The 13528-nt window shown below is 71.7% G+C and carries 11 protein-coding genes; all 11 read left to right on the forward strand.

Annotated elements, in window-relative coordinates; genetic code table 11:
• The coding region (gene ftsL / locus GB864_RS08865; protein WP_160424178.1) for a cell division protein FtsL at nt 1–542 on the forward strand (542 nt) is incomplete at its 5' end.
• Between the two features lie 63 nt (nt 543–605).
• A complete protein-coding gene (locus GB864_RS08870; RefSeq protein WP_160424180.1) occupies nt 606–2426 on the forward strand; it encodes a peptidoglycan D,D-transpeptidase FtsI family protein in 1821 nt (606 codons plus the stop codon).
• 88 nt (nt 2427–2514) lie between these two features.
• Nucleotides 2515–3921, forward strand: coding sequence for a UDP-N-acetylmuramoyl-tripeptide--D-alanyl-D-alanine ligase (locus tag GB864_RS08875; protein ID WP_160424182.1), 1407 nt, complete (start codon nt 2515–2517; stop codon nt 3919–3921).
• Nucleotides 3918–5012 carry a phospho-N-acetylmuramoyl-pentapeptide-transferase gene (mraY, locus tag GB864_RS08880; RefSeq protein WP_160424184.1) on the forward strand — a complete coding sequence of 365 codons (1095 nt, stop codon included), beginning with the start codon at nt 3918–3920 and terminating at the stop codon, nt 5010–5012. The genes GB864_RS08875 and mraY overlap by 4 nt, the downstream gene beginning before the upstream one ends.
• Nucleotides 4997–6541 carry a UDP-N-acetylmuramoyl-L-alanine--D-glutamate ligase gene (gene murD / locus GB864_RS08885; RefSeq protein ID WP_160424185.1) on the forward strand — a complete coding sequence of 515 codons (1545 nt, stop codon included), beginning with the start codon at nt 4997–4999 and terminating at the stop codon, nt 6539–6541. The genes mraY and murD overlap by 16 nt, the downstream gene beginning before the upstream one ends.
• 70 nt (nt 6542–6611) lie before the next feature.
• Entirely contained in the window at nt 6612–7757 is a 1146-nt protein-coding gene (gene ftsW / locus GB864_RS08890; RefSeq protein WP_160424187.1) for a putative lipid II flippase FtsW, read from the forward strand.
• Complete coding sequence (murG, locus tag GB864_RS08895; protein WP_160424189.1) at nt 7754–8866, forward strand: undecaprenyldiphospho-muramoylpentapeptide beta-N-acetylglucosaminyltransferase; 1113 nt, start codon at nt 7754–7756, stop codon at nt 8864–8866. Before ftsW ends, murG begins: the two co-directional genes overlap by 4 nt.
• A gap of 72 nt (nt 8867–8938) precedes the next feature.
• On the forward strand, nt 8939–10336 hold the full coding sequence (gene murC, locus GB864_RS08900; protein WP_160424191.1) for a UDP-N-acetylmuramate--L-alanine ligase: 1398 nt from the start codon (nt 8939–8941) through the stop codon (nt 10334–10336).
• 10 nt (nt 10337–10346) lie between these two features.
• The gene (locus GB864_RS18950) at nt 10347–11396 is read left to right on the forward strand and encodes a cell division protein FtsQ/DivIB (protein WP_160424193.1); all 1050 of its coding nucleotides are present in this window, start codon (nt 10347–10349) and stop codon (nt 11394–11396) included.
• Nucleotides 11397–11594: 198 nt separating this feature from the next.
• The gene (gene ftsZ / locus GB864_RS08910) at nt 11595–12827 is read left to right on the forward strand and encodes a cell division protein FtsZ (protein WP_160424194.1); all 1233 of its coding nucleotides are present in this window, start codon (nt 11595–11597) and stop codon (nt 12825–12827) included.
• On the forward strand, nt 12824–13516 hold the full coding sequence (locus tag GB864_RS08915) for a YggS family pyridoxal phosphate-dependent enzyme (protein WP_160424196.1): 693 nt from the start codon (nt 12824–12826) through the stop codon (nt 13514–13516). Before ftsZ ends, GB864_RS08915 begins: the two co-directional genes overlap by 4 nt.
• Nucleotides 13517–13528 lie beyond the last annotated feature (12 nt).

A 13528-nucleotide genomic window follows, 5' to 3' on the forward strand; every position in this document is an offset into this window, starting at 1 on the left:
AGTCGACGCCGCGCCGGCGGCCTCGGCCCGTCGAGGCGCCGTCGCCCCGCACCCGCCGCCGTCCGAGCCTCGTCACGGCCGCCATCGCCGTCGGCGCGGTCGCCCTCGTCGCGGCCGTGCAGCTCATCGTCGGCGTGGCGCTCTCGCAGGGCGCCTACGAGCTGGACGCCCTCCGCACCGAGCAGACCAAGCTCGCCCGCGAGCAGGCGGAGCGGACCGAAGCGCTCGAGCGGGCGGAATCGCCGCAGTACCTCGCGGCGAACGCCGAGGCCCTCGGTATGGTGCCGAATGCGAACCCCGCCTTCCTCCGGCTCTCGGACGGCGCAGTGCTCGGCAATCCGGCACCGGCGGTCGGCGGGGCGGCGGCCTCGTCGGAGCTCGTGCCCAACTCGCTGATCGCGGGGCTGCCGCTCGTGACGGGCGAGGAAGGAGCGACGGATGCAGGAACCGCGGCTCCCGCGACTCCCGTCGACCCCGCCGCGCCCACTGTGCAGCCGGCCCCGCCCGTCGTCGACTCGCTCCCGACCCCGACCACGCACTGATCGGGCGGTGGCGACGATGCGGCCCGGGCTGGATGCGGCGTGCCCGTCCCGAGGGGGACGGCGATGAGCCGGGTGCGCGGTAACACGGGGCGCGTCGCCGCCTTCGGGCTCGTCCTGGCGATCCTCGTCGGCGTCTTCGCGGTCCGGCTCTTCGACATCCAGGTCGTGCGCGCCGCCGAGCTCAATGAGCAGGCGGACGGCATTCGCTCGGGCTCGCGGACGGTCTGGGGCACCCGCGGTTCGATCGTCGACGCGAGCGGCGCGGAGCTCGCCTCGACGGTCACCCGGTGGGACATCGCCATCGGCCCGAAGGACGCGACGCTCGAGACGCGGAAGGTGGCCGACACGGTCGACCCGACGAAGACCCACGAGGTGGTGGTGCCGGTCGCCGAGGTGCTCGCCGAACGGGCCGAGGTGTTCGCCGAGCTCGGTGCCGTCCTCGGCATGTCGGGCGAGTCGATCACGAAGATCGTCGGCGATTCGTTGGCCGCCGATCCGGATGCGAACTTCGCCTATCTCGCCAAGCTCGTCGACAACTCGGTGCGCGAGCAGATCGTCGACCTCGACCTGCCGTGGGTGGGCATCGTGCGCCACCCGAGCCGCACCTACCCGCAGGGCGCGGTCGCCGGCAACCTCGTCGGGTTCACCGACACCGACGGCAACCCCCTGGCCGGTCTCGAATCCTCGGAGAACTCGTGCCTCGCCGGGCAGAACGGGCAGGAGCGCTACCTCCAGGCCCGCGGCGACTGGGTCGAGATCCCGGGCACCGTCGAGACCGAGGTGCCGGCCAAGGACGGCGGCACCCTGCACCTCTCGATCGACTCCGACCTGCAGTTCCGCGCGCAGTCGATCGTGGCCGACCAGGTGCAGGCCGTGCAGGCGGAGTGGGCGACCGCAGTCGTCCAGGAGGTCAAGACCGGCCGGCTCATCGCGGTCGTCGACGTGCCCACCGTCGATCCGAACGCGCGCGACGCGACCGACGTGGCCGACCGCGGTTCCCGGGTGTTCACGGCGCCGTACGAGCCCGGTTCTACCTTCAAGGCCGTCACCGCGGCGTCCGTGGTCGACGCCGGGAAGGCGACGCCGACGGACGGCGTCGAGGCGCCCTACCGGTGGGTGGAGCCCGGGATCAACCTCGCCGACTCGGAGTTCCACGAGACCGAGAAGCTCACCCTCACCGGAGTGCTCATCGAATCCTCGAACACCGGCATGCTCCAGTTCGGCACGCGCCTCGGCGACGACGAGCGCTTCGATTACGACTCGAAGTTCGGCTTCGGCGCGGTGAGCGAGGTCGGCTTCCTCGGCGAGGAGGACGGCACGATCGCGAACGTCGCGGATCCGCCGGACAAGCAGTCGAAGTACGCCACGACGTTCGGCCAGAGCCTGACGGTCACGGCCGTGCAGATGGCGAGCGCCTACCAGACGATCGCCAACGGCGGCGAGCGGATGCCCGTCTCCCTCGTCGACGGCTGCGAACTGGCCGACGGCACGATGACGGAGCAGCGCTCGGACACGGGCAGCCGCGTCATCTCGGAGGATGCGGCGGCGCAGACGACCGCGATGCTCGAGCAGGTCTACGAGAACAGCTGGGTCCACGACAAATGGGCGATCCCGGGCTACCGGGTCGCCTCGAAGACCGGTACCGCGCAGGTCCCCGACCTCGTCAACGGCGGCTATCAGGACGGCTATCTCGTCTCCGCGGCGGGCTTCGCCCCGGCGGACGACCCCCAGTACGTCGTTTCGGTGAGCATCATGAATCCCGTTAAGATGAACTCGTCCGCAGCGGCGGCCCCCGTCTTCCAGCAGATCATGAGCCAGGTGCTCATGGCGAACCGGGTGGTGCCGTCCGGGACTTCGGCGCCTGAGCTGCCGGCAACCTGGTGATGAAAGAAGGCAGCATGGTCGACCATGCGGAGCTCGGTGCGCTGCGCGCCGAACCGGCGATGATCGGATGCGACACGGAGCGGCGCGCATGATCGGCCTCACGATCGACGAGATCGCCGCGGCGATCGGCGGTTCACGTGCCGGAGCCGAGGTGCCGGGCACGACGCTCGTCTCCGGCCCCGTGACGACCGACTCCCGGGAGGTCGTGCCCGGCGGCGTGTTCGTGGCCAAGCCCGGCGAGCACTCCGACGGCCACCTGTTCGCGGCCGGCGCCGTCGAGTCGGGCGCCGCGCTCCTGATCGTCGAGCACGAGGTCGACGCCGCTGCACCGCAGCTCGTCGTCGAGGATGCCGTGGTCGCCCTCGGGGCGCTCGCCGCCGAGGTCGTCTCGCGGGTCCGCGCCCTCGGGAGGCTCCGCATCGTCGCCGTCACCGGCTCGAACGGCAAGACGACGACCAAGAACCTGCTGCGCACGGTGCTCGAGCGGGTGGGCCCGACCGTGGCCCCGCGGGCATCCTTCAACAACGAGGTCGGCGCGCCGACGACGATGCTCGAGCTCACGGAGGACACGCGCTTCCTCGTCGCCGAGATGGGAGCGTCGAAGGTCGGCGACATCGCGCGGCTCATCGGCATGGCCAAGCCCGACGTCGGCATCGTCCTGAAGGTCGGCCTCGCCCATGCGGGCGAGTTCGGCGGGATCGAGCGCACGGTCGAGGCGAAGTCCGAGATGGTGACCGGCCTGCTCCCCGAGGACGTCGCAGTGCTCAACGCCGACGATCCGCGCGTCGACGGCATGGCCGAGCGCACGTGTGCCCGCGTCGTCCGCTTCGGGCAGGGTCCGTCGGCGGACGTCCGCGCGCTCGACGTGCGCGCGCACTCCCGCGGCACCGACTTCACCGTCCAGATCCCCGGCGGCCGTCGCGCCGAGGTGCGCTTCGGCGTCCTCGGCGAGCACCACGTCTCCAATGCGCTGGCGGCGATCGCGGCGAGCCTCGAGCTCGGCGTCGACCTCGACGACATCGTCGATGCGCTCGGGTCCGTGACGCTCGCCGAGCGGTGGCGCATGCAGCTCATGGGCGGCCGCGACGGCATCACGGTCGTCAACGACGCCTACAACGCGAGCCCGGACTCGATGGCCGCGGCGCTGAAGACCCTCGCCCAGATCCGGGAGCCGGGCAAGCGCACCATCGCAGTGCTCGGCGAGATGAGCGAGCTCGGCGAGTACTCGGGGGAGGAGCACGACCTCATCGGGCTCCTCGCGGTGCGCCTGCGCATCGACCAGCTCGTCGTCGTCGGAACGGGCGCCCGTCGGCTGCACATCTCGGCGATCAACGAGGGATCCTGGGACGGCGAATCGACGTTCGTGGAGACCTTCGACGAGGCGTTCGACCTCGTCACCCGCCTCGCCGAGCCCGGCGATGCGATTCTGGTGAAATCGTCCAACTCGGCGGGCCTGCGCCATCTGGGCGATCGATTGGGAGAATGGTTCGCGTGATCGCACTGCTGGCTGCCGGCGGCTTGTCCCTGGCCTTCACGCTGTTCCTGACTCCGCTCTTCATCCGGCTCTTCCGCCGGCTGGAGTGGGGACAGTTCATCCGCGAGGACGGACCGCAGTCGCACCATCTCAAGCGCGGCACGCCGACCATGGGCGGCATCGTGTTCATCCTCGGGGCGCTCTTCGGCTACTTCGCCGGCACCTGGATCGGTCGGGAGACCCCGACGGTCACGGGCATGCTCGTGCTGCTGATGTTCGTCGGGCTCGGCCTGGTCGGCTTCGTCGACGACTTCCTGAAGACGCATCGCAAGCAGAGCCTCGGCCTCGGCGGCTGGGCGAAGATCGCCGGCCAGTGCATCGTCGCCGTCGTGTTCGCCGTCCTCGCGCTGAACTTCCCGAACGCCGACGGCGTGACCCCGGCTTCGTCCCACGTCTCCTTCATCCGCGACCTGCCGCTCGACCTCATGTTCGCGGGCGCCGCCGTCGGCATCGTGCTCTACACCGCGTGGATCACGATCCTCACGGTGTCCGCCTCGAACGCGGTCAATGTCACGGACGGGCTCGACGGCCTCGCCTCGGGCGCCTCGATCTTCTCGATCGGCGCCTTCATCCTCATCGGGTTCTGGCAGTTCAACCAGCGCTGCGGCGGCATCGGCCTGAACCCGGCCGACGAGTACCGCTGCTACGAGGTGCGCGACCCGCTGGACATCGCGATCGTCGCGACCGCGATCGTCGGCGCCGTGCTCGGGTTCCTCTGGTGGAACACCAACCCGGCGAAGATCATCATGGGCGACACCGGCTCGCTCGCCCTCGGCGGCGCGCTCACCGCACTCGCGGTCGTCAGCCGCACGGAGCTGCTGCTCATCGTCCTCGGCGGCCTCTTCGTGATCGAGACCGGGTCGGTCATCGTGCAGCGCACCTACTTCAAGGCCACCAAGGGCAGACGCATCTTCTTGATGAGCCCGATCCACCACCACTTCGAGTTGAAAGGCTGGGCGGAGGTCACCATCGTGGTCCGGTTCTGGATCATCTCGGGCCTCTTCGTCGCCGTCGGCATCGGCGCCTTCTACTTCGAATGGCTCTCGCAGTGAGCGAGCGTCTCGACGCGCTCACGAGCTGGCACGCCGACTGGACGGGCCTCCGCGCCGCCGTCCTCGGGCTCGGGATGACCGGCTTCGCCGTCGCCGACACCCTCGCCGAGCTCGGCGCCGACGTGCGCGTCTGGGCCTCCGGCGAGGACGCCGACCGCGAACGCATCCTGGAGGTGCTCGCGGTGCCGTTCGAGCGCGACGCGCTGGGCGCGGCGCCCGACTCGCTCGTCGCCTTCGCGCCCGAGGTGCTCGTCGTCTCGCCCGGATTCCACCCCGACCACCCCGTCCTCGAGTGGGCGGCGGCCTCGGGCGTGCCGATCTGGGGCGACATCGAGCTCGCCTGGCGCGTGCGCGACAAGGTGAACGCCGCCGAATGGATGCTCGTCACGGGCACGAACGGGAAGACGACGACGACGCAGCTCACCGCGCACCTGCTCGCGGCGAACGGCCTGCGGGCGGCGCCCTGCGGCAACATCGGGGTGCCCGTGCTCGACGCCGTCCGCGACCCGGGCGGCTTCGACGTCCTCGTCGTCGAGCTCTCGAGCTACCAGCTGCACTGGATCCGGCGCGAGGGCGTCGGTTCCCTCGAACCCTGGGCGAGCACGTGCCTCAACCTCGCCGACGACCACCTCGACTGGCACGGCACGCCCCAGGCGTACCGCGACGCCAAGGCGAGCGTGTACTGGAACACGAAGGTCGCGTGCGTCTACAACGTCGACGACGCGGCGACGCGCGGCATGGTCGAGGACGCGGAGGTCGCCGACGGGGCTCGAGCGATCGGCTTCACGCTCGGCGCACCGGGCCCGAGCGACTTCGGCGTCGTCGACGGCATCCTGTGCGATCGCGCCTTCCTCGAGGAGCGGCGCACGAGCGCGCTCGAGCTCACCACGCGCGAGGAACTGGGGCGGCACGGGCTCGACGCACCGCACATCGTTGCCAACATCCTCGCCGCGAGCGCCCTCGCACGTTCCTTCGGCGTGCCGGTCGGCGTCGTCCACGACGCGCTCGACGAGTTCCGCCTCGACCACCACCGCATCGAGACGGTCGCCGCCTCCGGCGGCATCCGCTGGATCGACGACTCGAAGGCGACCAACCCGCACGCGGCGGAGGCGTCCCTCAAGGCGTTCGCGCCCGTCGTGTGGATCGTCGGCGGGCTGCTCAAGGGCGTCGACGTCGACGAACTGGTCGCGGCGCACGTCCCCCGGCTGCGCGCGGCCGTCGTGATCGGCCGCTCGCGGGACGAACTCGTCTCGGCCTTCGCCCGACACGCGCCGGACCTGCCCGTGGTCGAGGTCGATGCCGATGAGACTGAACAGGTGATGCCGCAGGCGGTCGCCTTGGCGGCCGGCCTCGCCCGCGAGGGCGACACCGTGCTCCTGGCGCCCGCCGCGGCGTCGATGGACCAGTTCACCGACTACGCCGACCGCGGCCGCCGCTTCGCGCAGGCGGTCTCCGAGCACCTGGGAGACGAGCATGACGACCGCGACGGAGAGGCCACGGGCGACGCCCGGCCGGACGGGGACCGCTGAGGCGACACCGCCGGCCGCGCCTGGTGGCGGCGCTCAGTCCGTCGGCTCGGTCCGGATCAAGCTCGGCCGGGTGTTCCGTGCCGAGTCGCTCAACTACTTCCTCGTCCTCGGGATCACGCTCTTCCTCGTGACCGTCGGCCTCGCCATGGTGCTCTCGAGCAGCGCGGTCGAGTCGGCGGCGGCGAGCGATTCGGCTTACGGCGAGTTCTTCCGACAGGCGTCGTTCGCCGGCGTCGGCATCGTCGCGATGCTCATCGCGTCCCGGATGCCCGTCAAGTTCTGGCGGCTCGTCTCGTGGCCGTTCCTCGCGTTCGCCTGCTTCCTCCAGTGCCTCGTGCTCTTCACCGACCTCGGCGTCAAGGTCAACGGCAACCGGAACTGGCTCGTCATCGGCGGCTTCCAGCTCCAGCCGTCGGAGCTCATCAAGCTCGCGCTGGTGCTCTGGCTCGGCGCAGTCGTCATGGCCAAGCGCGACAAGCTCCACCGGTTCGGCTCGGGACTCCTCCCGATCCTCCTCGTCGGCGGGACCGCGATCGGGCTCGTGCTGCTCGGCGAGGACCTCGGCACGGTCGTCGTCATGGGCGTCGCGCTGCTCGGGGCGCTCTTCCTCATCGGCGTGCCGATCAAGAACCTGATCGTGCCGGTGCTCGCCGCGCTCGTCGCCTTCGCCGGCTTCGCGTTCGCGAGTCAGAACCGGATGGACCGCATCATGTCCTTCGCGAACCAGGGCCTGTGCGAGAACTACAACACCGACCTCGCATTCCAGTCGTGCCAGGGGCTCTTCACGCTCGCCTCCGGCGGGTTCTTCGGCGTCGGGCTCGGCGGCTCGCAGGCGAAGTACGACTGGCTGCCGGAGGCGTCCAACGACTTCATCTTCGCGATCATCGGCGAGGAGACCGGGCTCATCGGCGCGCTCGTCGTCATCCTGCTCTTCGTCGGGCTCGCGTACGCGCTCGCGCGCACCCTCCAGTCGACCGAGTCGCCCTTCGGGCGGGCGGCCACGGCGTTCGTGCTCGTGTGGGTCATCGGTCAGGCATGTGTCAATATCGGTGTCGTGCTCGGAGTCTTCCCCGTCCTCGGCGTCCCCCTGCCGCTCGTCAGCGCCGGCGGTTCGGCGCTCGTGACGACGCTCGCGGCGATCGGCGTCGTGCTGTCGTTCGCCCGTGAGGCGTCGCCCCGCAAGCCCGCCAGGCGCAAGGCCAAGGCCGCCGCGTGAGCGTCGCGCTCCTCGCCGGCGGCGGCACCGCCGGCCATGTGAACCCCCTGCTCGCCGTCGCCGACCGGCTTCGCGCTGTCGACCCCGAGGGCGAGGTCATCGTGCTCGGCACCGCGGAGGGCCTGGAGGCGCGACTCGTGCCGGCCCGTGGCTACGAACTCCAGACGATCCCGAAGGTGCCGTTCCCGCGTCGCCCGAACCCGGCCGCACTGCGTTTCCCGAAGCGCTTCCTCGACTCCGTCTCCCGGGTCGAGCGGCTCATCGCCGAGCGCGGCGTCGACGTCGTCGTCGGGTTCGGCGGCTACGTCGCGACCCCCGCCTACCTCGCCGCGCGCCGCGCGGGGGTGCCCGTCGTCATCCACGAGGCCAATGCGCGGCCGGGCCTCGCGAACCGGCTCGGCTCACGGTTCGCCGCCGCCGTCGGCGTCGCCTTCGAAGGCACGCCGTTGCCGAACTCCGAGTTCGTCGGGATGCCCCTGCGCGTCGAGATCGAGCGGCTCGACCGCGCGGCGACCCGGGTCGAGGCCGCCGCGCATTTCGGGCTCGATCCCGATCGGAAGACGCTCCTCGTGACGGGCGGCTCGCTCGGCGCACGGCGCCTCAACCGCACGGTCGTCGAGTCGGCGCACGCCCTCGTCGCCGCCGGATGGCAGGTGCTCCACGTCACGGGCGGCGCCGCGGAGGTCTCCGCCCCCGACGTGCCCGGCTACCGCATGGTCGGCTATGTCGACCGCATGGACCTCGCCCTCGCCCTCGCGGACTTCGTGATCTCGCGCTCCGGCGCGGCGACGGTGAGCGAACTGTCGGCGCTCGGCATCCCGGCCGTATACGTCCCGTACCCCGTCGGCAACGGCGAGCAGCGCTTCAACGCGGCCGGCGTCGTCGGCGCGGGCGGCGGCATCCTCGTCGACGACGCGGAGTTCCTGCCGGAGTGGGTCGAGTCGACCGTGCTGCCGCTCCTCGCCGACGACGAGCGCATCGCCGCGATGGCCGCCGCGGCGGCGACCGCCGGGCTCCGCGATGGCACCGACCGGATGGTCGCCCTCGTCGAACGCGCCCGTCCGGGCACCGTCGGCGGGGGAGCCGGGGAAGTCCCGGGCGACGCGTAACGTTGCACCTGAGAGCCGCGGCGCCATCGGCCGTCGGCCGTCCCACCCTCGAAACGAAAGCACCGCCTCCACGTGACCATCAAGCCCGACCTGAACGCCGTGATCCCCGAGACCCTGGGCGCCGTGCACTTCGTCGGCATCGGCGGCTCCGGCATGAGCGGGATCGCGCGCCTCTTCCTCGGCGCCGGCCACCGGGTCACCGGCTCCGACGTACGCGACTCCGACAACATCCAGGCGCTGCGCGAGCTCGGCGCGGAGATCGCGATCGGGCACGACGCGGCCAACGTCGGCGACGCCGACGCGGTGGTCGTCACGGGCGCGCTCTGGCAGGACAACCCGGAGTACCGGCTCGCCCTCGACACCGGCCTCCCGGTGCTGCACCGCTCGCAGGCCCTCGCCTGGCTGATCGGCGGGCAGCGCCTCGTCTCCGTCGCCGGAGCGCACGGCAAGACGACCTCGACGGGCATGATCGTCACCGGCCTGCGCGGGCTCGGCACCGATCCGAACTTCGTCAACGGCGGCGTCATCGCCGAGTACGGCTTGTCCGCGGCCGCGGGCGCCGACCCGCTCTTCGTCGTCGAGGCCGACGAGTCCGACGGCTCCTTCCTGCTCTACGACACGTCGGTCGCCCTCATCACGAACGTCGACCCCGACCATCTCGACCACTACGGCTCGCTCGAGGCGTTCGAGGACGCCTTCGTCGCCTTCGCCGACAACGCGCGCGAGCTGGTCGTCATCTCGAGCGACGACGCCGGCGCGCAGCGCGTCACCGCCAAGCTCGCCCACGGCAACGTCGTCACCTTCGGCGAGGCCGAGGATGCGACGGTGCGCGTGCACGGCATCGAGACCGACGGGCCGGTCGCCTTCGCGGTCGACTACGCGGGGGAGACCTACCGCACGCGGCTGCAGGTGCCCGGCCGCCACAACGCGATCGACGCGGCCGGCGCCTTCGCGGTGCTCGTCGGCCTCGGCCACGACCCGGCGGCGTCCCTCGAGGCGATCTCGAGCTTCAGCGGTACGGGGCGGCGGTTCGAGCTGCACGGCGTCGTGCGCGGCGTGTCCGTCTACGACGACTACGCGCACCACCCGACCGAGGTCGCGGCGGCGCTGTCGGCCGCCCGCACGGTCGTCGGCGAGGGCCGCATCATCGCCGTCCACCAGCCCCACCTGTACAGCCGAACGCGGCTCTTCGCGAAGGAGTTCGCCGAGGTCCTCGAGCAGTACGCCGATGAGACCGTCGTGCTCGACGTCTACGGCGCCCGCGAGGACCCCGAGCCCGGCGTCACCGGCGCGCTCGTGTCCGACCGGTTCGAACACCCCGAGCACGTCGCGTTCATCGCCGACTGGCAGGCGGCCGCCGACCACACGGCCGTGATCGCCCGCGAGGGCGACTTCGTCATCACCCTCGGCTGCGGCGACGTCTACCGCATCGTCCCGCAGTTGCTCGGGGCCCTCGAGCGGGAATCCTGACGGGACGCGCGTGAAGCGGCCGCAGGGGTTCGACCGACCGCGGAGCACCGGCGCGGGCACGCTCGACGCCGACACCGGCGGTCGGCTCCCGCGCCGCGGCCGGGCCGACGGCAGCTCTGCGGCCGATCGCGTCGCCACGGAGCCGATCGCGGTCGTCACGACCACGTACGTGCCGATGTCCCCGCAGCGCGGCGAGCCCGCGCCCACGAGCGATGAGCGGCCCGATGCCCGCGCCGAAGCCGGGGCCGGAGCCGCCCCGGCGGGCGCGCCGGACGAAGCGCCCGGACGTGCAGGCGACCGACGTGCCCGCCGCGCGGCGAAGCGTGCCGCGACCGAGGCCCGGCGCTACGAGAAGGCCGAGGTGCGCCGCTTCACGAAGCGCTCCCGCAACCGGCGGCTTGCGTGGCTCATCGGCGGGGGCACGGCGGTCGTCGTGCTCGGCGGCCTCGTCGGCGCCGCGTACTCGCCGCTCATGGCGCTGCGGGAGATCCGCATCGAGGGTGCGTCGGCGGTGCCGGCCGCGGCCGTGCACGACGCCCTCGCCGACGAACTCGGCACCCCGCTGCCGCTCATCGACGACCGGGCCGTGCACGCGGCCCTCTCCTCGTTCAGCCTCATCGAGCGCTACTCGACGGAACTCGTCCCGCCCGGCACGCTCATCGTGCGCCTGACGGAGCGCACGCCGATCGGGGTGATCGAGGGCAACGGCGGGTGGGACCTCGTCGATGCCGCGGGCGTCGTGATCTCCCACTCCGACGCGCCGGCGGAGGGGCAGCCCGTCCTCGAGGTGCCCGACGGCATCGCCTCCGAGGAGTTCGTCTCGGTCGGCGACGTCATCCGCTCGCTGCCGGATCAAGTGCGCGCGCAGGTGCGCGGGGTCACGGCCGAGACGCCGTCGGACGTGCGGTTGTCGCTCGACGGCGGGGCGAGCGTGGTGTGGGGCGACGACACCGAGGCGGCGCTCAAGGCGTCGGTGCTGGCCGCGCTCGTCCGGCAGGCGCCGCCGGGCTTCGCGGGACAGTACGATGTGTCGGCCCCCATGAGCCCGGTGATGCACTGAGCCCGACCGAACGGGTTCGGACGCGGCGACCCGACGTCGCGACCCGGGTCGATCGTCCCTGCTTGGCCGCGTCATTCCGACACGCGGGGGGAAATCGACGGACGGTGCCCGACGGCGCTTACCGTCGGGATCAAAGAATTGCATACTCAGCAAAACTTTAACCTTCGACTTGAGGTTGAGAGTTCCCGGAGGACGGAAATGTCGGCACATCAGAACTACCTCGCCGTGATCAAGGTCGTCGGCATCGGCGGAGGCGGCGTCAACGCCGTCAACCGGATGATCGAGCTCGGCCTCCGCGGCGTCGAGTTCATCGCCATCAACACCGACGCCCAGGCGCTCCTGCTCAGCGACGCGGACGTCAAGCTCGACGTCGGCCGCGATCTCACCCGCGGGCTCGGCGCCGGCGCGGACCCCGAGGTCGGCCGCCGCGCGGCGGAGGACCACGCGGAGGAGATCGAGGAGGCGCTCGCGGGTGCGGACATGGTCTTCGTCACCGCGGGCGAGGGCGGCGGCACGGGCACCGGCGGTGCGCCGGTCGTCGCGCGCATCGCCAAGTCCATCGGCGCGCTCACCATCGGTGTCGTCACGAAGCCCTTCGGGTTCGAGGGCAAGCGCCGCCAGACCCAGGCCGAGCAGGGCGTCGCCCGCCTGAAGGAAGAGGTCGACACCCTCATCGTGGTGCCGAACGACCGCCTCCTCGAGATCAGCGATCGCGGCATCTCGATGCTCGAGGCGTTCGCGACCGCCGACCAGGTGCTCCTCGCCGGTGTGCAGGGCATCACCGACCTCATCACGACGCCGGGCCTCATCAACCTCGACTTCGCCGACGTCAAGTCGGTCATGCAGGGTGCCGGCTCCGCCCTGATGGGAATCGGCTCCTCGAGGGGGGCCGATCGCGCCATCAAGGCTGCGGAACTGGCGGTCGCGAGTCCACTCCTCGAAGCGTCGATCGACGGAGCGCACGGCGTGCTGCTGTCGATCCAGGGCGGCTCGAACCTCGGCATCTTCGAGATCAACGACGCCGCCCGGCTCGTGCAGGAGGCGGTCCACCCGGAGGCGAACATCATCTTCGGCGCCGTCATCGACGACACCCTCGGCGACGAAGTGCGCGTGACCGTGATCGCGGCAGGGTTCGACGGCGGAGAACCGGGCGGCAAGTCCGAGGCGACGTCCGCGTTCCGCGCCGTCGCCGCCGCCGCGGCCACGGAGGCGCCGGCCTTCACCACGCAGGATGCTCCGCGCGTGCCGGTCGTCGTCGGCGCCGACGCCTCCACGGCGGACTCCGTCGTCGAGAGCGAGCCCGAGCCGTCCTTCCCGAGCTCGTTCGCATCGTCCGACTGGACAACGCCCGAGGCGCGTCCCGTCGACCCGATCGTCGGCGACCCCGCATTCGACGACGACGACCTCGACATCCCCGACTTCCTGAAGTGAGCGGGGACGCCGAGCAGACCGAGCTCGCGCGTCGACTGGCCGCCGTCCGTGCCGGCATCGCCGACGCGGCGGCGGCCGCGTCGCGTCGCCCCGAGGAGCTCACGCTCATCGCGGTGACGAAGTTCCACCCCGCGAGCCTCGTGCGCGACCTCGTGGCGCTCGGGGTGCACGATGTCGGCGAGAACCGGCACCAGGAAGCGCAGGCCAAGGCCGCGGAGCTCGAGGGGCTGCCGATCACGTGGCACTTCATCGGGCAGCTGCAGTCGAAGAAGGCCCGCCAGGTCGCGCGCTACGCGGATGTCATCCACTCGATCGACCGCGCGGGGCTCGTGGATGCCCTGGCCGGTCAGGAACGCGTCGTGGACGCGCTCATCCAGGTCGACCTCTCCGGCGAACCGGGACGCGGCGGCGTCGCGCCGGAGGAGCTGGACGCGCTCGTCGAGCACGTCCTCGCCACGCCGTCCCTGCGGCTCCGGGGCCTCATGGCCGTCGCGCCGCTCGGCGGCTTGCCCCGGCCGGCCTTCGCACGCGTCCGGGACCTCTCCGAGCGCGTCGTGCTGCCGGCGGCGCCGGGGGCGACCTGGCTCTCGATCGGCATGAGCCACGACTATCCCGACGCGATCGCGGAGGGCGCGACACACCTCCGGATCGGGACGGCAATCACGGGTAACCGGCCCGACGCCGGTTAGCCTCGAATACGA

Source organism: Agromyces seonyuensis (genome assembly GCF_009789225.1).
Lineage (GTDB): Bacteria > Actinomycetota > Actinomycetes > Actinomycetales > Microbacteriaceae > Agromyces > Agromyces seonyuensis.